The 22,344-nt window shown below is 41.3% G+C and carries 16 protein-coding genes and 1 riboswitch; of the genes, 14 read left to right on the top strand and 2 right to left on the bottom strand.

Annotation, left to right across the window (positions count from 1 at the left end; translation table 11 throughout):
• The first annotated feature begins 13 nt into the window (after window positions 1-13).
• Both H0486_RS16050 and H0486_RS16045 read left to right on the top strand, forming a co-directional pair.
• The gene (locus H0486_RS16050; RefSeq protein WP_228353961.1) at window positions 14-2,059 is read left to right on the top strand and encodes an alpha-glucuronidase family glycosyl hydrolase; all 2,046 of its coding nucleotides are present in this window, start codon (window positions 14-16) and stop codon (window positions 2,057-2,059) included.
• Between the two features lie 104 nt (window positions 2,060-2,163).
• Window positions 2,164-3,765, top strand: coding sequence for a mannitol dehydrogenase family protein (locus tag H0486_RS16045; protein ID WP_228353960.1), 1,602 nt, complete (start codon window positions 2,164-2,166; stop codon window positions 3,763-3,765).
• A gap of 94 nt (window positions 3,766-3,859) precedes the next feature.
• Here the strand turns inward: H0486_RS16045 and H0486_RS16040 are convergent, their stop codons facing one another.
• Both H0486_RS16040 and H0486_RS16035 read right to left on the bottom strand, forming a co-directional pair.
• Window positions 3,860-5,041 (bottom strand): macrolide family glycosyltransferase, encoded by a 1,182-nt coding sequence (locus tag H0486_RS16040; protein ID WP_228353959.1) that lies wholly within the window; start codon window positions 5,039-5,041, stop codon window positions 3,860-3,862.
• A gap of 13 nt (window positions 5,042-5,054) precedes the next feature.
• Complete coding sequence (locus tag H0486_RS16035; protein ID WP_228353958.1) at window positions 5,055-5,612, bottom strand: PadR family transcriptional regulator; 558 nt, start codon at window positions 5,610-5,612, stop codon at window positions 5,055-5,057.
• 144 nt (window positions 5,613-5,756) lie between these two features.
• A riboswitch (SAM riboswitch) is annotated at window positions 5,757-5,846 on the bottom strand.
• Window positions 5,847-6,172: 326 nt separating this feature from the next.
• Between H0486_RS16035 and nrdD the strand changes: the two genes are divergently transcribed.
• The 12 genes from nrdD to H0486_RS15975 all read left to right on the top strand — a co-directional run bounded on the left by nrdD (window position 6,173) and on the right by H0486_RS15975 (window position 22,278).
• On the top strand, window positions 6,173-8,332 hold the full coding sequence (gene nrdD / locus H0486_RS16030) for an anaerobic ribonucleoside-triphosphate reductase (protein ID WP_228353957.1): 2,160 nt from the start codon (window positions 6,173-6,175) through the stop codon (window positions 8,330-8,332).
• A gap of 1 nt (window position 8,333) precedes the next feature.
• Window positions 8,334-8,867 carry an anaerobic ribonucleoside-triphosphate reductase activating protein gene (nrdG, locus tag H0486_RS16025; RefSeq protein ID WP_228353956.1) on the top strand — a complete coding sequence of 178 codons (534 nt, stop codon included), beginning with the start codon at window positions 8,334-8,336 and terminating at the stop codon, window positions 8,865-8,867.
• A 391-nt stretch (window positions 8,868-9,258) separates the two neighbouring features.
• Complete coding sequence (locus H0486_RS16020) at window positions 9,259-11,604, top strand: AraC family transcriptional regulator (protein ID WP_228353955.1); 2,346 nt, start codon at window positions 9,259-9,261, stop codon at window positions 11,602-11,604.
• 485 nt (window positions 11,605-12,089) lie between these two features.
• A complete protein-coding gene (locus H0486_RS16015) occupies window positions 12,090-13,043 on the top strand; it encodes an ABC transporter permease (RefSeq protein WP_228353954.1) in 954 nt (317 codons plus the stop codon).
• Window positions 13,044-13,052: 9 nt separating this feature from the next.
• A complete protein-coding gene (locus H0486_RS16010) occupies window positions 13,053-13,922 on the top strand; it encodes a carbohydrate ABC transporter permease (RefSeq protein WP_228353953.1) in 870 nt (289 codons plus the stop codon).
• Window positions 13,923-14,017: 95 nt separating this feature from the next.
• Window positions 14,018-15,631, top strand: coding sequence for an extracellular solute-binding protein (locus tag H0486_RS16005; protein WP_228353952.1), 1,614 nt, complete (start codon window positions 14,018-14,020; stop codon window positions 15,629-15,631).
• A gap of 162 nt (window positions 15,632-15,793) precedes the next feature.
• On the top strand, window positions 15,794-16,672 hold the full coding sequence (locus tag H0486_RS16000; RefSeq protein ID WP_228353951.1) for a hypothetical protein: 879 nt from the start codon (window positions 15,794-15,796) through the stop codon (window positions 16,670-16,672).
• A gap of 35 nt (window positions 16,673-16,707) precedes the next feature.
• Window positions 16,708-18,723 (top strand): right-handed parallel beta-helix repeat-containing protein, encoded by a 2,016-nt coding sequence (locus H0486_RS15995; protein ID WP_228353950.1) that lies wholly within the window; start codon window positions 16,708-16,710, stop codon window positions 18,721-18,723.
• Window positions 18,704-20,035: an FGGY-family carbohydrate kinase gene (locus tag H0486_RS15990; RefSeq protein ID WP_228353949.1), complete on the top strand. Its 1,332-nt coding sequence runs from the start codon at window positions 18,704-18,706 to the stop codon at window positions 20,033-20,035. The genes H0486_RS15995 and H0486_RS15990 overlap by 20 nt, the downstream gene beginning before the upstream one ends.
• Window position 20,036: 1 nt before the next feature.
• Window positions 20,037-20,951: a dihydrodipicolinate synthase family protein gene (locus H0486_RS15985; protein ID WP_228353948.1), complete on the top strand. Its 915-nt coding sequence runs from the start codon at window positions 20,037-20,039 to the stop codon at window positions 20,949-20,951.
• 36 nt (window positions 20,952-20,987) lie between these two features.
• Entirely contained in the window at window positions 20,988-21,437 is a 450-nt protein-coding gene (locus tag H0486_RS15980) for an RpiB/LacA/LacB family sugar-phosphate isomerase (RefSeq protein ID WP_228353947.1), read from the top strand.
• Window positions 21,427-22,278, top strand: a complete 852-nt coding sequence (locus tag H0486_RS15975) for a transketolase (RefSeq protein WP_228353946.1) — start codon at window positions 21,427-21,429, stop codon at window positions 22,276-22,278. The genes H0486_RS15980 and H0486_RS15975 overlap by 11 nt, the downstream gene beginning before the upstream one ends.
• Window positions 22,279-22,344: the final 66 nt, after the last annotated feature.

Here is a 22,344-nt window from a genome sequence, read left to right as displayed (position 1 = left end):
AAGGAGGAGAACAATGTGCTATAACAAAGGATGGTTAAACTATCATAGGATTGAGCATTACCCAGATGTGGATTTGCTGTCCAAATTATATCTGTGTGGGGTCAAAGATTATCTACCCGGTGATATTACCTTTACTGCGGTAAAGGAACTGGTTAATGCAATTAACGGGATGCTGAATATTGATGTAGAAGTGGATATACAGGGACAGAGAGAATTGATACCATCAGATAAGTATGGAATCATCATTGAACGCTGCAATCCTGAAAAGGAGGAGGAATTTGCTGAATACAAACTGGTTGGAGATGGTTTCCTACTGAAACAATGTGGATTTCATCTGTTGATACTTGCCAGAACAGAGAGCGGGATCATGTATGGTGTTTTTGAATTAATTCGACGCATCGCATCCAACCAGTCCATTAATCAGGTAGAAATTTTGGAGAACCCTAAGAACCCTCTTCGTATGCTGAATCATTGGGATAACATGGATGGAAGCATTGAGCGGGGATATTCTGGTAATTCCTTTTTCTTTGAGGATAAAGAAGTAGTTGTAAATGATAGAACCAAGGACTATGCCAGACTGATTGCCTCCGTGGGTATCAATGGAGTAGTGATAAATAACGTGAATGTCAGAGCAGAGGCTACGGAACTCATTACGGATCGTTATCTTGGTAAGCTGAAAGAAATGGCAGACATATTTGCTAATTATGGAATCAGGCTTTTTGTAAGCGCTAACTTTGCCGCTCCAATGGAAATCGGGGGACTATCTCTGGCTGACCCTCTTGATGAGGGGGTTGCGAATTGGTGGAAGGATTGCATTAGAAAGGTATATGAAGCAATTCCAGGCTTCGGCGGTTTTCTAATCAAAGCGGATTCAGAAGGGCGTCCGGGTCCGTTTACTTATAATCGCACCCATGCAGATGGAGCAAATGTTCTTGCAAGAGCATTGAAGCCTTATGGAGGACTGGTTGTTTGGCGCTGCTTTGTATATAACTGCCAGCAGGATTGGAGAGATTACAAAACGGATCGGGCAAGAGCAGCTTATGATAATTTCATAGGCCTTGACGGAAAGTTTGATGAGAATGTTATTCTGCAGATTAAGAATGGTCCTATGGATTTCCAGGTCAGAGAGCCGGTATCACCGCTATTTGGTGGACTGAAGAATACGAACCAGATGTTAGAGGTACAGATCGCACAGGAATATACTGGACAGCAAAGGCATGTATGTTATCTGATTCCCATGTGGAAGGAAGTTCTTGATTTTAATACTTATGCAAAACCGGAAGGTGCAAAAATAGCTGATATTGTATCAGGAAGAACCTATGGACAGGTTAACTGTGGAATGGCAGCGGTGGCGAACACCGGTAATGATTATAACTGGACAGGACATGATCTGGCGGCAGCCAATCTATATGGGTATGGCCGACTCGCTTGGAATACAGATATGAGTTCTGAAGCTATTGCAAAGGAATGGATTTGCATGACTTATTCCTATAAGGATAAGGTTGTGAATAATCTGCTTCAGATACTGTTAAAATCCTGGCCGGCTTATGAGAAATATACCTCACCACTTGGTATAGGCTGGATGGTAAATCCCAACAATCATTACGGACCAAATGTGGACGGATATGAGTATGACAGATGGGGTACCTATCACCGAGCAGATCGTAATGGATTAGGTGTGGATCGGACGAAGGAGGGAACCGGGTATGCCCAGCAGTATAATGAACCGAATGCTTCCATGTATGAGAATATTGAGACCTGTCCAGAAGAGCTTTTGTTATTCTTCCACTATGTACGTTATGATTATAAATTAAAAAGTGGTAAAACCCTAATCCAACACATATATGACACGCATTTTGAAGGAGTTTCTGATGTTGAGGATATGATTCGGAGCTTTGAAGAAATCAAAAGTATGATTCCGGAGGATGTCTATCAGCGTGTTATGGAACGTTTTGCTATGCAATTGGATAGCGCAAAGGAATGGCGTGATAGGATTAATACTTATTTTTATCGTAAGTCCGGTGTGGAGGATGCCTATGGCAGAAAGATCTATAAATAACGGTATGTAGTAGAATCGGATTATCTCCATAGCTACATAATGCATTTTGCATTATGAACAGAGTGTTGCTGCTATGAAGGCAGTGTAGAAACGAGGCGAAACGAATGAAATTAATCAATTATGATTCCAGCTGGAAGAATAAAGGATATGAGCTTCCGGAATATGATCGTGATAAGGTGAGAAGGAGTACGAAGGAACAGCCGACCTGGATTCATTTTGGAGCCGGTAATATCTTTCGGGGATTTCCTGCTGCAGCATTGCAGAAGCTGTTAAATCAAGGCTTATATGATAAGGGGGTTATCGTAGCAGAAGGCTTTGATTATGAAATCATTGATAAGGCATATAGACCCTTCGATGATCTCAGCCTATTGGTAGTCTTAAAGGCAAATGGAAGCATTGAGAAGAAAGTAATCGGAAGTGTAATCGAATCACTTACAGCAGACAGTACCAATGCATTGGAATGGAATCGACTGAAGGAAATTTTCGCAAATCCATTCCTTCAGATGGCAAGCTTCACCATAACGGAAAAGGGATATAGTCTATCGGCTCCCAAGGAAGGCTATCTTGATATAGTCGAAACGGATTTAAAATTAGGACCCAAACAACCGGTTCATATTATGGGTAAAATGACTGCACTTCTGTATGAAAGATATAAAGCTGGAGCAGCTCCGATTGCGATGGTTAGTATGGATAACTGCTCCCATAATGGTGATAAGCTGTTTACAGCAATAGAAGCCTATGCTGAGTACTGGGTGAAAAACGGTTTTATAGAGGACAGCTTTTTATCCTATATTACGGATACGAATCGGGTATCATTCCCATGGAGTATGATTGATAAGATTACTCCGAGACCGGATGATAAGGTGAAGGAAATGCTATTGCAGGACGGCTTTGAGGATACGGATCTGATCATTACAGGGAAAAACACCTATACTGCAGCTTTTGTGAATGCGGAAGAGACGGAATACCTTGTAATAGAAGACGCTTTTCCCAATGGAAGGCCGCCGCTTGAAAAAGCAGGTATTCTGTTTACTGACAGGGAAACCGTGGATAAGGTTGAGAAAATGAAGGTATGTACCTGCCTCAATCCGCTCCATACGGCATTGGCTATCTTTGGGTGCCTCCTGTCTTATCAGACCATATGGGAGGAGATGAGAGACACTGATCTGGTAAAGCTGGTGAATAAAATCGGATATGTGGAGGGAATGCCTGTGGTGGTTAATCCAGGAGTACTTAACCCTCAGGACTTTATCAAAGCGGTGTTAGAGCTCCGTCTTCCAAATCCCTTTATGCCGGACGCTCCACAGCGTATTGCTACCGATACCTCTCAAAAGATTCCGATTCGTTTTGGAGAGACGATCAAGGCATACCACGCTAGTAATACCTTGAAGACAGAGGACTTAACCTTTATTCCGTTATCCATTGCCGGCTGGTGTAGATATCTTATGGGAGTTGACGATAACGGTAATGCCTTTACACCTAGTCCGGATCCTTTGCTGAGTGAACTTCGACAAAAGCTAGGGAATGTAAAGCTGGGAGAACCCTTATCGAAGGAGGTTCTAAGGCCGATACTTTCGAACAGAACCATATTTGCTGTTGATCTTTATCAGGTTGGTCTAGGTGAAAAGATTGAAGGAATGTTCACCGATATGATTGCCGGAAAAGGTGCGGTAAGAGCTACATTGAAGAAATATCTGAGCGAATAAAATACAAGGAGTGTTAGTGTAATCACCGGATAGCCAGACTGAGCTTTTATGGTTAAGGTGATACATTAACACTCCATTTATGTGTAATGATTTTCTAAATATGATGAATGGATTTGTATTTTATGATAGCTTCGACGGCTGATTTATATCCACCGGCTTCACGAAAACTATCTCCAATTTCAGCGCTTTGTATACGATAGTGTTTATTCGCTAATATAGTATACACATTGCTTTGTAACACTTCTGCAGTGATTTCATCCATCTTAAGACCAATACCTGCACCTAGCTCTACAAGGCGTTTTGCAACGGCAGGCTGATCATTAGAAATAGGGATTGCAATGATAGGCACTCCGAAATACAGCGCTTCACTAACACTATTGAGTCCTCCATGACTTATCATTATATCAGCGTGCTTTAATACTTCGAGCTGTGGAATATAATCTCTTATAATAAAGTTATCTGGAATCTGATGCAAGTCGGACATTTGAGTTCTTTTACCGATGGACATAATAACTTGATAATCGGTATTTGCAAAAGCCTCTATACACCGATTGTAGAAATCAATGCATTTATTTTCGATTGTTCCCATTGATATATAGATAGTTTTATGCTCATGACTTAGTTCAAAATCAAGTTCTTCATTTCGACTGTCAATGGAAGGTCCGACAAAACAATAGGAGTTATCCAGACAATCACTCTTTGGCTGGAATAATTTAGATGTATATACTAAATTCAAAGCCTCCTTCTTAAAGAATAATTCTGATATCCGTAATGTGGGTAGAGACCATTCAGACTTGGCAAGCTTCAATTGATCCAATAAATGATCTAGTTGAGGATGAAATCCAGGCTCTAGCATTCGATCAGGGAGAGGAAGCTTTTCCATAACGAAGGAAGAACAGGAGGCTATGGCTGGAATACCTAATTTATGTGCAAGGATATTGCCGCCTCCGAACATAATATCATGAATGATATAGTCAAATTGCAGATGCTCAGCTAGTTCGATAACACTGGCAACAACCGTAAGATCCATTCCTAGTATATATTCCATTAAGGTATAGAATGGATGGTTTCCATGTGGGCGGAAGCTTTGTAGAAACTGATCAACTCTATGCCCATAGTTTATAAAATTCGCACCGGTAGCTTCTATCCTTTGCTGAAACTCAGATGTCGAGCAATAGTATACCGTTTCACCCTGTGCTACTAATTCTTTTACAATAGGTAATGTAGGATTAATATGGCCATGAAGATTTCCGTTTATAAATAATACATTTGACATAGTGTCTCTCCCCTTATTGTTTATTTGGATCGTCTGATAATAATTGTATAGTTTCTTTACTCCACTTAATCGCGGCCTTCGCAGAATGTATACCATAGCGTAAGGAAGCCAGCCAATATGGAAATGCCGGATCCTTCTGTGCCTTCTCGTCCATGACAAAGGACTTTTCCATTTCCATGTATAATTCCAGATTACGCTGGTTCCTTTCCCTCACTTCATTCATCATAGTAAACACTCGTTCCTTCGGCATATAATTACCAAATGAGAGCTTTAGTAGCAGTTCCGATCGATTCGGCTGTAGTTCTATGGGTTGCACTAACCATTCACAGAATGCCTGCCTTCCTTTTTCCGTGATATGGTAGATTTTTCGTCTGGACTCGGAAGTGTTATCCTCAGGTCGAATTAGCTTATCTGCTTCAAGTTGTTTTAAGACCGGGTAAATGTGCCCAAAGTTTTCGTTCCAGAAATAGGATATGGATTTATCACAGAATTTTTTAATATCATAACCGGAACAGGGTTTTATGGATAAGACCCCTAAAATCGCATATTTTGTTTTGTTAGTAGTTGCCATAATGTTTCCTCCTTATATCACACTGATATTAATAAAATATATCACTCTGATATAGATGTCAAGCATTATTTATTTTAAATAATCTATAATAAAATAGCAGAAAGGAATAAAGCAGGAAATGCACCGCCCTAAGGAGCGGCATTCTCCTCATCGATGTTAGCATTACCACCTTACATTGTTGCAGGTTGGTGTATGGTCACTGAGCTAACTCTCTACCATAACTCTTAATAAGAAGTACTATATTTATTATTAACATTGAAATGGTAACATAACAAACAGAAAAAATCAATTAACTTTTAATTCTATTGATCACAAATGGATTTTTCATATAAAATGGAAAATGCTAAAATGGAAAATCCCCCTTATCTTGTATTTCCCCTCCTTGACAAATACTATATTTTGTATTATATTTAATTTCCTACCATTTATATATACTTGCTTTGGGTAATTAAATTAGCTTATAATAGGGAAGGTTATGTGGTACGGACAGGGCTCCGTCAAGATCGGCATTTCGATCAAAATACATATTTTATAATATAACATAACGAGGAGAGTTAGACATGAAGATTATTAAGAGAAATGGTTCAGAAGAGATTTTTGACTTAAGTAAAATCATCGCTGCTGTTACAAAAGCGAATGAGTCTACGGAGAAGCAGCTGCTAACCAGCGAGCAGATTAAAGAGATTGCAGAGTATGTTGAATTCAAATGCAACAGACTGGGGAGAGCCGTATCCGTTGAAGAAATTCAGGATATGGTGGAAGATCAGATTATGTCGACCGGAGCCTTTGAACTGGCAAGGAATTATGTAAGATATCGTTATCAGCGCTCCCTCATTCGTAAAGCCAATACTACAGATAATCGAATTCTTTCTCTTATTGAATGTAATAATGAAGATGTGAAACAGGAAAATTCCAATAAGAATCCGACTGTGAACAGTGTACAACGAGATTATATGGCGGGTGAGGTCAGCAGGGACCTTACCGCAAGACTACTTTTACCACAGGATATCGTGGAGGCTGATAAGCTGGGAATTATCCATTTCCATGACACAGATTACTATGCACAGCATATGCATAACTGTGATTTGGTTAATCTGGAGGATATGCTGCAGAACGGGACTGTAATCAGCGGAACCATGATAGAGAAGCCCCATAGTTTTTCGACGGCCTGCAATATCGCTACGCAGATTATTGCCCAGGTAGCCAGCAATCAGTATGGCGGACAGAGCATCAGTCTTTCCCATCTGGCCCCCTTCGTACAGATATCCAGAGATAAGATTCGTGCAGAGGTATTGGAGGAAGTAAGGGTCTTAAACAGCTCTGCTACTGAAGAAAAGATTCAGGAGCTGGTGGAGAAGAGACTCCGCAGGGAGATTACCAAGGGTGTTCAGACCATTCAATACCAGGTCATCACACTTATGACTACCAATGGACAGGCACCCTTCCTGACAGTTTTCATGTATCTCAATGAAGCAAGAAATGAGCAGGAGAAGAAAGACCTGGCCATCATTATCGAGGAGACCTTAAAGCAACGTTATCAGGGAGTGAAGAATGAAGCAGGAGTGTGGGTTACCCCGGCATTTCCCAAGCTGATCTATGTTCTGGAAGAAGATAATGTGACAGAGGGAACAGATTATTTTTATCTGACAGAACTGGCAGCCAAATGTACTGCCAAGAGACTGGTTCCGGATTATATCTCCGAAAAGAAGATGAAGGAGCTTAAGGAAGGAAATTGCTTCCCCGTCATGGGCTGTCGCAGTGCCTTAAGTCCCTGGAAGGATGAAGATGGCAATTATAAATTCTATGGACGTTTTAACCAGGGTGTAGTTACGCTTAATTTGGTGGATGTTGCCCTATCCTCCGGTAAGGATATGGATAAGTTTTGGCAGATATTTGATGAGCGTCTTGATCTGTGCTACCGGGCCCTGATGCATCGCCATAACCGCCTGAAGGGTACCTTATCGGATGCAGCTCCAATTCTCTGGCAAAATGGTGCGTTGGCTCGGCTTCAGAAGGGAGAGACGATTGATCCGCTTCTCTATGGAGGCTATTCCACGATTTCTCTTGGCTATGCAGGTCTGTATGAGTGTGTAAAATACATGACCGGGAAATCCCACACCGATCCGGAAGCTACTCCTTTTGCCTTAGATGTCATGAAGTACATGAATGAAGCCTGTGACCGTTGGAAGGCAGAAACCAACATCGGCTTCAGTACCTATGGCTCACCGATTGAGAGTACAACTTACAAATTTGCAAAATGTCTTCAGAAACGTTTTGGAGTCATTGAGGGAATTACAGATAAAAGTTATATCACTAACAGTTATCATGTCCATGTAAGTGAGAATATCGATGCTTTTACGAAGCTGGAGTTCGAGTCCAAGTTCCAGGAGCTTTCCAAGGGTGGAGCGATTAGCTATGTAGAAGTACCGAATATGCAGAATAACATTCCGGCTGTTATTTCCTTGATCCGCTTTATCTATGATAATATTATGTATGCTGAGCTGAATACGAAGAGTGACTATTGTCAGGAATGTGGTTTCGATGGTGAGATACAGATCGTAAAGGATACTGATGGTAAGCTGATATGGGAATGCCCCAAGTGCGGTAACCGTAACCAGGATACGATGAATGTTGCCAGAAGAACCTGCGGTTACATAGGAACCCAGTATTGGAATCAGGGAAGAACCCACGAGATCCAGGAAAGGGTGTTACATTTGTAGGATGAATTACGGAGAGATTAAAAAATATGATATCGCCAATGGCGAAGGTGTAAGAGTATCTATGTTTGTATCAGGTTGTACCCACCACTGTGAGGGCTGCTTCAATCAGGAGACTTGGGATTTTGGCTATGGAACTCCTTACACCGCAGAGACGGAAGCCGAAATTCTTCAGGCATTATCCCCTGATTATATCAAGGGATTATCTCTCCTTGGAGGGGAACCCTTTGAGAGACCTAATCAGCGGGAGCTTCTTCCCTTACTAAAGAAGGTGAAGGATACCTATCCCCATAAGGATGTCTGGTGTTATACGGGTTATCTTTTTGATAAGGAATTGTGTCAGGACAGCCGGGCAAGATGTGAATACACCGACGAAATGCTCCAATACATTGATGTGTTGGTGGATGGTGAGTTTGTAGAGTCCCTTAAGGATATCAGTCTTGCCTTTCGGGGATCCTCCAATCAACGAATCATTGATGTAAAAAGCTCCCTCCAAATCGGCGAGGTTCAACTGTGGGAAAAGCTTAATAAAGCTTAGATAAGCATAGAAAATTTGTTAAAACACGGTAAAACTCAGTAATACTCAGTAAAGCCTGGAAAATCTCGGTGAAACTCAGTGCAGCTCAATAAAGAGTGGTAAAGCTCTTGAGGAGTACAGGTGCTTCATCTGACAAAAGAATAAGTCTGTTTACTATAACCCCTGTTAATCTGGTAGTAGTGTCTATCAAATACCACCAGATTAAGCAGGGGTTTCTTTCGACTGGATGTTAATATGTTTTGAGGCCATCGTTGTATTACAGCAGTAGGACTAAAACATTTTAGTTTCCAATTATAATAACAAAGTATACTCTTTACAAGAGAGCGAAAATACGATATGGTATTATTTGTAGTGAAAAAATTTACATCAATGGATAACAGGAGACGATAATATGAAGAATTTTTCCCAAAGTATTAGGGAATTTCGTATGAATAGCGTATTTGTTAGAATTTTTTTATATATTATCATATTGGTTATTGGTTCGGTGGGCCTGGTGTCCTTTTTTTCATACAAGAAGTCTTCCGGTATGATGATTAAAGAAGTACAGGTCAGTAATATGCTGATCTTGGAGCAAGCGCAAAAAAGCATTGATAAAGAAATCAATTCTTTACAGTCCGACTTGATGCAGATGGCATTGGCTCGTAATTTAAATCGTGTTCTTTACTTATCCTTGGAGCAAAGCTACCAGGAGATCGAAGTAATTCAAGATTCGATCGCAAGCTTAAGTGCATACAAATCCAGTAATGATTACATAGCTGATATATGGTTTTACCAGGAAAAAGCGGACTTTGTATTAGGAACAGGGGGAAAATATCAAAGATCCCTATTTCTTTCAGAGGTTTGTAAGTATGCCGGTGACTTGAACTGGGATGAGATATTCAACCAGGGAGGCTTTCGAATTCTGGGAAAGCAAATCGTTCACCAGGGAGCCTATGATGTACCTGTTCTGGTTTTCTCAGAATCCCTACCCTTTATCAATAAGAACCCCAAAGGGATGATTGTCGTCAATCTGAATGAAACCCTGTTTAAAAAAGAAATGGCTAATTCTAACGATGAGAAAATCGTATTTAATTATGTCGTTGATGCAGACGGGAATGTGATATACACCAATGAGCAGTCCTATCCTGACTATAAGGACTTGGAATTAATCTGGGAAGCTGTAAAGAACAGATCCGAAGAGATGGAAAAATCCAAGGATACCGTGGAATTATCCATTGAAGGAAAACCTTTTACGATTCAGTATGTCAAATCAAGTGTATTTGACTGGAAGTATATTTCTGTTATCCCAACGGAATATATCACGAAGAGTATTAATCAGATTAAAGATGTGACCATTTTGGTTTCTGCCATCAGCTTTATTCTGTCAGTAATTCTTACCTATTATATCATAGCTGGACTATATCAGCCGATGAATAAAATTTTGAATTATATCAATATCATAGGCAGCAAGAAATCTGTGATGAGACATGGGCAGAAGGATAATGAATTCACTTTAATCAATGGTATTATTGACTATGTCTATAAGGAAAACCAATCCTTACAAGATAATTTTGAAAAAAATAAACCTATGCTTCAGGATAAATTTATATATGACATAATCAATGGTCAAATGGATAGGAAGAATTTCTTGACTTCCGGCGTAGAGATTGGAATTGAGTTACCATTTCCTTACTATCAAATCATTGTTTATGAAATCGGTGACAGGAAATCTTCGGAGCTTAAGAGGTATAGGAAATCCTGTAAAGAGCATGTGGAGGAAATGAAAAAAATTGCCCGTGATTCACTGGGTGACGGATGCCGGTGCTATTTTATGGAGAAGAATGATCAAACCATTGTGTCCATATTAAACACCGAGAAATCCTTCTACGAATTCAGTGGTATTAATGATTATTTAAATAATGTACAGGCGTATCTGGAGGAAAGCTTGGATGAACCCTATACGATAGGGGTGGGTCTAAGCTATGAGGAAATAGATAACTGCTATCTTTCCTTTATTGATGCTTTGGAGGCGCTGAACTATAAGACTGTGAAGGGACAGAACACGGTTATTTATATTGATGAAGTCAATGGTATATCCAGTGGAGTGATTCTATACTCGATTGAAAAAGAGACTCAGTTGATTACCGTGGCCAAGTCAGGGAATAGAGAGGTAGTTCTGGAGCTGTTACAAAGTGTATTTCAGGATAACCTTTTGGAAAACAATATATCACCTGAATTGGTGGACCACCTGTTTCATGCCCTGGCAGGAACGGCGATTAGAACCATATTTGAGATGCGGTTAACCAGTGATAGAATTTTTGGTAAGAAGGAAGATATCTATACGGAGATCGACAGCAAAAATGGTCTGGAGGAGAAGGTAAAGTATATCTCTTATGTATTTGAGATGATTACCAAATATGTGACAGAGAATAAACAGAACCAGCAAAGTCACATCCTGGAGAAGATACAACGACATCTGGAAGAGAATTATAGTATGGATATTTCTTTAGATACTGTGGCAGAGGTAGTTAATCTTTCAACTTCTTATTTAAGCTTCATTTTTAAAGAAATATCGGGTAAGAACTTTGTAGATTATGTAAATGAGTTCCGGATTGAGAAGGCCAAACAACTTCTTGATGAGACTTCATTCAATGTAGCTCAGATTGCTGAACAGGTTGGCTATAACAGCGCCAACAGCTTTAGTAAAGTGTTTAAAAAATATGTAGGGATCTCTCCGGGACAGTACCGGAAAATATGACATGGTAGAATAAAGAGTATATTAGGTCCTCAAGGAAAAGTAAGGAGCTGTTACTCCGCTGGATTTCATGAAAATCAGCGGTAGTGACGGCTCCTTACTTTACGCGAAGCTGAGTGAAGTATGAAAACAAGTTTACTTGTATTCATACGAGCGAGGCCTGAGTCGGCATCCGGGGTAACTCGCTCAGTGTGTTTCTTCCGTGGTTAACCTAAGAATGACTCGTAAAGCGTATCATTCTTTGCAGCTATTTCATAAAATCTGGTTAATCTCTGCAAAGCCTTATAAATCCTGAAGAAACGTGATTAAGGGCTGGCACAAAATCTAAAAAAATGACACATTGAATCATAAAATAATCCACAAATCCTAAAAAACGAAAGATTTACGGAGAGGGGGTGCTATGCTAATCTAGGTCTCAAGCGAGGAGCAACCGGCGAAGAGCAAGGTGAGATGCTCAATACTTAATTATTTCAATATGAGGTGAATGCATGAGAGATATTGGCAGGAGAAGAAAGGAAACGGTTAATCAATCCCCAAAAGGACCCAAGCTAGGAATAAAAAAATATATGCCATTTTATATCATGTTCCTTCCGGTACTGATATACTATGTTGTTTTTCGATACATACCATTGATTTATTCATTAATTATTTCTTTAGTAAAGTATCAGCCGGCGAAGGGAATACTGGGTAGTAAATTTGTTGGATTGGAATATTACCTACAATTTATTAAATCAACGTTTTTTGTGAGACTTATTCGTAACACCTTGGCTATCAATTTCCTACAGTTAACATTAGGCTTTGTGGCTCCGATTATCCTGGCACTGCTTCTGAATGAAGTAGGAAGAGCAAAGTTTAAGAAAATGGTTCAAACAGTTACCTATCTTCCTAACTTTATTTCAAGCGTAGTAGTTGTAAGTATGGTGGTTACCTTTTTATCACCAAGTACAGGTTTGATTAATAACATTCTGCAAGCATTTGGTCTGGAGAAGGTGAACTTTCTGACAGAGCCGGGCTACTTCTGGATGATTTTTACCTTAATGACCATGTGGCAGACCACAGGCTATACCGCGATTATTTATCTGGCTTCCTTAACAGGAATTAATTCAGAACTCTATGAGGCCGCCAGAATTGATGGAGCGGGAAGATGGAAGCAACTATGGTATGTAACCCTTCCCGGAATATCTTCCACCATTGTACTGATGTTCTTAATGAAGGTGGGAAGGGTCTTGGATGTTGGTTATGATACCATCGTGCTTATGTACAACCCAAGTATTTATTCCACATCCGATGTAATTGGAACCTATGTATATCGAAGGGGTATCCTTAATGGTGAATACAGCTTTGGTTCAGCCGTAGGTTTCTTCCAATCAATTATAGGTCTGGCACTGGTTATATTGGCTAATAAGATGGCAAAAAAATATTCAGAGACTAGTCTCTGGTAAGGAGGAAAAATGAAAGAAAGTAAAGGTCGGATTGTGTTTCAGTGTATAAATTATACATTTTTATTTCTAATGATGGTTGTATGTCTATACCCGGTATTATATGTACTGGCAGCTTCCTTAAGTAGCTTCGAATTTCTCTCCAGAGGAAAGGTTGGAATTATTCCCATGGGCTTTACTCTGGACGCATACAAAAGAATTTTAACCTATCCTATGCTGGGTAGATCATACTTCAATACATTTTTCTATACAATTGCCGGAACTATCATCAGCATGCTGATCTCAGCCTTAGCAGCGTATCCGCTGTCGAGACGACCGTTCCCGGGACAGAAGTTCATGTCAAAGGTAATCGTAATAGCCATGTTGTTCAGCGCCGGTATCGTACCGACCTTCCTGGTGGTTACGAAATTGAATATGTATAACACGGTATGGTCAATTTTATTACCGACGGCAGTGTCTTCTTTCAATGTAATTCTACTGAAAAACTTTTTTCAACAGATCCCTTATGAGCTGGAGGAGTCAGCCTCACTGGATGGCTGTAGTCAGACGATGATTTTGTTCCGAATCATTCTTCCGCTTTCCATGCCGGGGGTAGTTACCGTTGGTTTGTTTTATGCAGTGGCTCAGTGGAACAGTTATTTCCCCGCGATGCTATATCTCCGGGATAGAGCCCTGGTTCCTATACAGATAATATTGAGAGACATTGTTATTCAAAATCAGACGACTGATTTAGCCATCGACTTGGTCAAGGGCTCGGATCAAATCAGCGAATCTGTTAAATATGCCACAATCATGGTAGCCACACTTCCTATTATGCTGGTTTATCCATTCATCCAGAAATATTTCGTTAAGGGAGTAATGGTTGGCTCTGTGAAAGGATGATACATATCTTATTTATGAGAAGGGAGGCTGTAGTAAAAGGAAGAAGAAAAATTGTAATAAATCACTTACAAATTAAACTAAGGAGGATGTATTTTATGAAACGTATAATTGCTTTATTACTGGCAGTGGTTTTAGTAATGTCCACATTAGCCGGATGCGGTTCTACTGCAAAGAACGAGGGAAGTAAAACAGAAAATGAGGGAAACAAATCAGAATCAAAATCTGAGACAGGATCAGGAACCACCACCGCAACAGATGAAAAAAATGAGGATATCACCATTAGTATGTTCCTACAGGACTCAGCGGATCAGGCAATTAGCCCGGACCTTCCTATCATTCAGGAGATTACCAAGAGAACAGGTGTCCACTTTGATTTCATAGCAGCACCTAACACAGAAGATCAGTTCCGTGAGAAATTCAACGTTACAGTTGCTTCCGGTGAGATCCCTGACGTTATGGTCAGCACCTATCGTGCAGATATGATGAAAGTAGCTGAGCAGGGTGTGTTTGCTCCCTTAGATGACTATATCGACCAATACGCACCTAATCTTAAGAAAATTCTGGATGAGAATCCCGGATATATCAGAGACTTAAGATCTTCAGACGGAAAAATGTATTTCCTTCCGTTTATCGGTGCAGTCAGAACCTTTAAGGTATGGATGTTACGTGCTGATTGGCTTGAAAAGTTAAATCTTGAAGTACCTGTGACTTTGGATGACTGGTATAACGTATTAAAAGCTTTCAAGGAGCAAGATCCCAACGGTAACGGAATAGCAGATGAGATTCCTTTTACCACCAGAAACAGACAGGCCGGTGCCCTTGCATTTATGGAGGCATTTGGTATTAGCGGTTTTGAAGCAAATGAACAGTTCTTTATTGAAGACGGTCAGGTAAAATACGCATACACTGATCCTCGCTTCAAGGAAGCATTAACCTTTATCAATAAATTATACAATGAAGGCTTACTGGATCCTGAGTATACTACCAACGATACTAATGTATGGTTATCCCGTTTTAACAATGAGGTTACCGGAGCATGTCAGGATACCACAGCACGCGCTTACTCTTTAGGAACACAGATTCAGGCTAACGGTTCAAAGGATGCCCGTTTTGTAGTGGTTGCACCTCCTATGGGACCGGACGGAACACAGATGACTACAAGCCAGATGCAGCCGATCAGAGGTTACACAGCGATCAGTGCAGATTCTAAATATATCAAAGAAATCGTACAGCTATTTGATTATTTCTACAGTGAGGAAGGAAGCCTGCTTAATAACTTCGGTATTGAAGGTGTGACTTATACCATGGAAAATGGTAAGCCTACCTATACTGACGTAATTGCAAAAGACCCTCAAGGAAGATCCATTCTTTCCATGCTTAATGTTTATGGACATAGAGAATGGGCATATCAGCAGGATGTTGGATACGAGGATGCATTACTTGATCCTGAATTCGTAAAATACAGAAATGATATGGAACAGTATATCCGTCCTACCTTCCCTGCACTTTCTTATACAGAAGAGGAAAGAGATATCATCAACAGTACCTACACAGAAATTCAGACCTATAAGGATGAAATGATTGATAAGTTCATCATGGGTAAGGAATCTCTCGATAACTTTGATAAATTTGTAGAAACTATTAAGAGCATTGGAATTGACGAAGTTCTCAAGGCAGAACAAGCGGCTTACGACCGTTATATGAAGTAAGATAGGATGATTGAGCGACTCATGGTGATGTATGAGGCGGTTACATAAGTATATGCAAGGAATTCCCCGTGCCCGCTTTGTAACTGTACCATGAGTCGTTCTTAATAAGTACATTCCGGAGCATTTGACAGTAGGCAAGATAGATTGAAGGAGGAAGTAACCTTGGATTTCAAAAAACTCACTAACCCCGTATGGGATAGATCCGATAATTTGCGGGATCCGTCAATATATAAAACCGATGAAGGATATCATTTGTTTTATTCCCGTTATTCTAATAAAGACTGGTCCAGACCTGAGAATTGGGCCATTGGCTATGCATTCACAAAGGATTTTATTCATTTTGAAAAAGACCGTGATATCTCTGCAAAGGGATTTGCATCACCGGGAGATTTGATTCGCTGGAATGGAAAGTACATACTTCCCTATCAATCCTATCCAGAGACACCTACGATGCTTTGCTATAGCGTATCAGAGGACTTGATTCACTGGTCTGAGCCTGTATTCTTCTTAGAAGAAGCCAGATACCTGCCGTGGAATCAGGCTGAACGTGTCATTGACCCTACCTTTGTGGTGGATGGTAACAGACTGCATTGTTATTTCGTTGGTACTGACCGTAAGCATTATGAAAGAGCAACGAATCTGGTGGGACATGCTTATACCGATGATCCGGAGCTTAAGAATTGGACCATCACAACAGTAGACAGGCCCTTAATCGGCGCCAGTGAAACTGCCCCGGATGGAGCAGAAAATGTCACCGTTTATCGGATACAGGATGAATGGATTATGATTTATAGCGAAGGCTTGCTGGAGCAACACCTTGCATATTCGGTTTCCAAGGATCTTATAAATTGGGAGCAAAAGGGCAAGGTTGAAATTGAGGCACAGAACTGGATTGCTGTAAGATACGGAGCACCCTTTGTATGGAAAGAAGCAGATACCTGGATGATGATTCTTATGGGTGAGGATTCAAATAATCATACAACATTCGGACTGTTATCTTCAGAGGATGGAATCCATTGGCAGATGCTGAAAGAAAAATAATGCATCCATAGAGTGAACTGGAAAAGGAGTATGTCATGAAAATTTATGTATCTAGCAAATCAAGAGGCGGAGACGGAACGAAAGAATATCCGATGAATTCCATCGCCCAGGCTGCTAAAATCGCCCGTCCGGGAGATGAGGTAATTGTAGCACCCGGCATATATAGAGAATATGTGGACCCGGCATTCGGGGGAACGCAGGAGGAAAGAATTATCTATCGGTCCGAAGTAAAACACGGCGCAATCATCTCAGGAGCCGAGCGGGTACAGACTTGGACACAGTACGAAGGCACTGTGTGGATGGCCCGAATTCCTAACAGTATTTTTGGAACCTATAATCCATACACAGTTGAAATCTTTGGTGATTGGTATGATGCCACCAAGAAATTACATACAGGAGAAGTATATCTGAATGATAAGTCTCTATATGAGGCTGTCACCCTGGAGGAGGTACTTAACCCCACTCCCAACTTGGAATCTTGGGATCAACCGGGCTCCTTATACAAATGGTATACCACACAGGATGGGGATGCTACCGTTATATATGCAAACTTTCATAGCTTTGATCCCAATGTAGAAAATGTTGAAATTAATGTAAGAAGAAACTGCTTCTATCCGTCAAAGGAAGGTGTTGGATATATTACACTTTCCGGTTTCGTAGTTACAAAAGCTGCAACCCAATGGGCACCACCGACCGCTTACCAGGAAGGTATGGTAGGACCTCATTGGTCAAAGGGATGGATTATTGAGGATTGTGATATTTCCCATTCCAAATGCAGCGGTATCTCACTGGGTAAATATCTACAACCCAATAATGACAATAAATGGTTGACTAAACGTGTCAAGACAGGAACCCAGACAGAAAGAGATGCAATCTGTCAGGCACAGAATGAAGGATGGACAAAAGAACGAATTGGTTCTCACATTGTTCGTCGCTGCAACATCCATGATTGTGGCCAGACCGGTATTGTTGGACATCTGGGATGTGTATTCTCAATTATAGAAGATAATGATATTCATCATATAAATTATAAGCATGACCTGGCAGGGGCAGAAATCGGTGGCATTAAGTTCCATGCAGCCATTGATGTCATCATCAGACGGAATCGTTTTCATCATAGCTCCCGTGGCTTATGGCTTGATTGGCAGGCCCAGGGAACCCGTGTGACCCAGAACCTGTTCTATGCCAATACTCCCCCGGATGGTACTCTTTTGACAGGAAACTTATCCGTAGGAGAAGACCTCTTTATCGAGGTATCCCATGGCCCGACCCTGGTGGATAACAATATCCTCCTATCTGAAGTGGCAGGACGCTTCTGTACTCAGGGTATCGCCTTGGTACATAACCTGATTGCAGGCTCCTTTGTAGGTGTCGGTAGCGGAGTGGATAATGGAAGTAAGAAATTCCCCTCACCCCGTTATACTCCTTACCATGTTCCCCATAGAACAGAAGTAGCAGGATTTATGACCATCTTACACGGTGATGCCAGATTCTATAACAATATTTTTGTACAGCAGCCGGTAAGACAGTTGTTTAGGGATTTTGCAAAAGAGAGGAATTGGGATTCCTTAGATCAGATGAATTATATCACAGGAACCAAGCCTTATGATGGGTACCCTGATGCAGAGACCTATTTTGCGAAATTCTTTGAAGACGATTATAAAATCCGTGAGGACAGAGATAAATATTACGATAAGCTTCCGGTGTATACAGGTGGAAATGTCTTCTTTAACGGGGCAGAACCTCACGATGGCGAAATCGATTTCATCAAAAATGATGTTAGTCCCATCCAGCTGGAACTGGTGGAAAATGAGGATGGGCTTTTCCTGAAAACCAATTTGTATGAGTATCTACCGGCTTCCTTCAATAAAACCATTTCAACGGAGCTGTTAGGTGAAGCATTTGAACCGGAACAGAAATTTGAACATCCGGATGGTTCGGAAATTATCTTTGACGAAGATTATCTTGGAAAGCACCGAGGTATTCATCCGGTAAGCGGACCTTTTGAGATTACTAAGGAGATGAAGGTAAATGTATTACCTCTCAATTGATTTTGGAACTTCAGCGGTCAAGACATCGATTGTAGATGACAGCCTTCAGGTCAAAAGCTGGAGTAAAGCAGAATACCGTTATCTGATTTTACCCGGAGAGAAGTATGAGTTAAAAGAAGCGGATCTGATGACCGCTCTGGTTGATGCAGTAAGAGGGCTGGACGACCGGCTTCTTAGCCAGGTGAAAGTAATCTGCTATGACACTTTTTCACCCTCGGTTGTATTTATGGACAGGGATGGGGCTCTTGTTTATCCCAATATCATCACCCATCTGGACCGAAGAAGTCGAAAACAGAGTGATGATATTGATCGGATCATCGGGAAGGAAGCCTATAGGAATATATCGGGTATCTACCCCTTTGCGGGTGGATGCTCGGCTATGACCCTTCTCTGGTTTTTACAGAATCAGCCGGAGGTATTGGAGAAAAGTTATTATATTGGGCACCTGACAACACTGATTCATAAAAGATTTACCGGGCTATGGATGGTGGATTTTGTCAATTCCTCTATGTTAGGGCTCTATGAAACCACAACCCAAGGCACATGGTCAGAGGTTCTGCTCAAAGAGCTACAGATAGAAAGAAGGTTGTTTCCTGATATTTATTATCCGGGCACGATGTACGGAGTTCTTCAAAAGGAAATGGCAGATCTCTTAGGTATGAAGGAAGGTATTCCGGTATGCGTAGGAACCAACGATGTGGCTGCCGCTCAGATGGGCGCCGGTAACAATAAGGCTGGGCAGATTATGAATACTGCCGGTTCGTCGGAAATGGTTTCGATATTAACGGATAAACCCATTACCGATGCCAAGTATTATTTAAGAAATTCTGCCCTTCCGGGACTTTGGCAGATCTATGCGACCACCTGTGGTGGATTTGGTATTCAGTGGTTCTATGAACAGTTTTGCAATGAAATGACCCTGGATGAGTTCTACCGGTATGAAGACGGTGAAATTCAAAAATATCTTACGACCGGTCGAAACGATGTGAGTTTCACCCCCTTTTTATCGGGAGACCGGCAAAGTCTTGCAAAGAAAACAGCTTCCTGGATGGGATTATCTCTGGCCAGTACCAGAGGAGAGATGTTGGTCTCCCTTCTAGTAGCGATTCAAGATGTGATATATGGCACGATTGATAAAGCTGCCAGGGTTCAGGAGCTGGATAATGTAATTAAGATAACCGGAGGCATGCTGACACCTATGTATCTACGGTTAAAGACACAGCTACATCCGGAATATGAATTGACATTGGTGGATGATTGCCCGATTCTTGGTAACGTGGCATTGGCTAAGTTTAGGCAGGAGGGAAAATAGAATGAAAGAACTGAAAGGAATTGTAATTCCGGCTGTCACTCCCTTTGATTCAGACGGAGAGCTGCGCCTGGATTGGTTGGCATTTAATTATAGTAAGTGGAATGAAACCAAAGTAAGTGGTTATATGGCGCTGGGCAGTAATGGTGAATTCAGAAGTTTAAGTGATGATGAAGCCTTTTTGGTCATAAAAACAGCCTCCGAGGTTGTTGCCGAGGATAAATTATTTATAGCAGGAGTTGGAAGAGAGTCCCTATATCAGACTATGGAGTTTATAGGCAGACTGGGAAAAAGCAAAATCCCCATCAACTATGTTTCTGTACTGACACCCGGATACTTTAAAAGTGCAATGACGGATGAAGCCCTGATTGATTATTATCAGACCATCGCGGATTACAGTTCCTATCCGGTTCTAATCTATTGTGCCCCGAAGTTTGCCAATGGAGTATGCATTTCCCCGCAGGCCTTAAAGGTTCTTGCAGATCATCCGAATATTGCAGGGATTAAGGACACTTCCTCGGATATGATGGAGGCGTACATGCAGGCAGTAGGAGGACGAGACGACTTTGAAGTGTTTTCAGGCTCTCTTGAAAATATTATGACCTGCCTTCGTTATGGAGGCAAGGGTGGAATCATCTCAAGTGCCAATTATTTTCCGGATACCTGTGCCAAGCTGTACGAACTTCATGAGCAAAATAATGCTGAGATTACCATGGAGTATTTCAATCGCCTTAAGCTGCTGGCAAAACACACAGGCGGCAGCTATGGTGTTGCAGGAGTCAAGGAAGTTATGAACATGATGGGGTATCAAGGCGGTCTGCCAAGAAAACCTTTACTTCCCTGCCATGAGGCACTACGAAGTGAAATACAAGATTATATATCAGAGCAGAGGGATTGGATGCTGGATATATTGAAGTAATGAAGAAAGACCAGTAGATAGAAAGAAGGAATGCAAATGAGAGTTGCGATAGGATGTGACCCGAATGCACAAGCACTCAAGGCTCAACTAATTCCATTTATTGAGGGCTTAGGACATGAGGTCTACGATTTAGGAAGTGATGACCCGATTTATGCTAATGTTGCGATTAATCTGGGAGAGGCGGTTGCAAGAAAGGAATATGACAGAGGGATTCTTATCTGTGGAACCGGTATTGGTGTATGTATTACTGCCAATAAGGTACCGGGTGTTTATGCAGCTCTGGTAACGGATATCTATCAGGCCCAAAGAGCAGTATTAAGTAACAATGCCAATATCATTACACTTGGTGCTCAGATTATTGGTATAGAGCTTGCCAAGTGTCTGGTGAAAGAGTACCTTAGTTTAACCTTTGATCCCAACAGTCGTTCTGCCGAAAAATTGGCTCGTCTGATGGAATATGATAAGGAGAAAGTGAATGGCAGATAGGGTTAGAATATTAGAATTACAGATTCTGGCTGCAAAATGCAGAAAAAATATATTGCGCATGGTGCGTTCGGGAGGCCACGGCCATATTGGAGGAGCTTTATCCGCCATTGATATTATTACAGCCCTATATTTTGAAAAGATGCATATCGATCCGCTACATCCTAAGATGGAGGACAGGGACAGATTCCTGCTCTCCGCCGGGCACAAATGCCTGGCTCAGTATGCAGTATTAGCGGAAAGGGGCTATTTTGACAAAGCAGTACTGGATACCTATGGCAATCTGGGTTCTGTCATTCCCGGTCATCCGGATATGCACAAACTGCCCGGAATTGAAGCCAATACCGGATCCTTGGGACACGGGATGGCTATAGCTTGTGGAATGGCCATGGCAGCGAAAATGGATGGTAAGGCCTTTCATGTCTATAGTGTCACCGGAGATGGAGAGCTTCCGGAAGGCTCTAATTGGGAAGCCGCAGCCGCTGCTGCCAAATTCAAACTGGATAACCTGACAATCTTTGTGGATAACAACCACCTTCAAATCAGCGGCGATGTGACCGAGGTTATGAATATGGAGCCTATTGATAAAAAGTTCATGGATTTTGGTTGGGCGGTCAGAGTAATCGATGGAAACAATATGGAAGAAATTCTGGATGCACTGGAGGCCCTGCCCTTTGAAAAGGGAAAGCCCAATATGATTTTATGCAAGACGATTAAAGCAAAGGGTTTATCCTTTGGTGAAAATAATGCGGCCTTCCATTTCTGGGATGCATCGGAGGAGCTCCTCTGTCAGGCTGAACAGGAATTAGATACTTATATCAAGGAATTAGAGAGAATTGGGTAATTACGAATACATAATCAGACGAAATATGGTGACTTGATAAATGTAATTCGTTATTATCCGAACATA

Source organism: Variimorphobacter saccharofermentans, from assembly GCF_014174405.1.
In the GTDB taxonomy this organism is placed as follows: domain Bacteria; phylum Bacillota; class Clostridia; order Lachnospirales; family Lachnospiraceae; genus Mobilitalea; species Mobilitalea saccharofermentans.
Note: the sequence above shows the minus strand (reverse complement) of the source record. Positions and strands in the feature narration are given on the sequence as shown.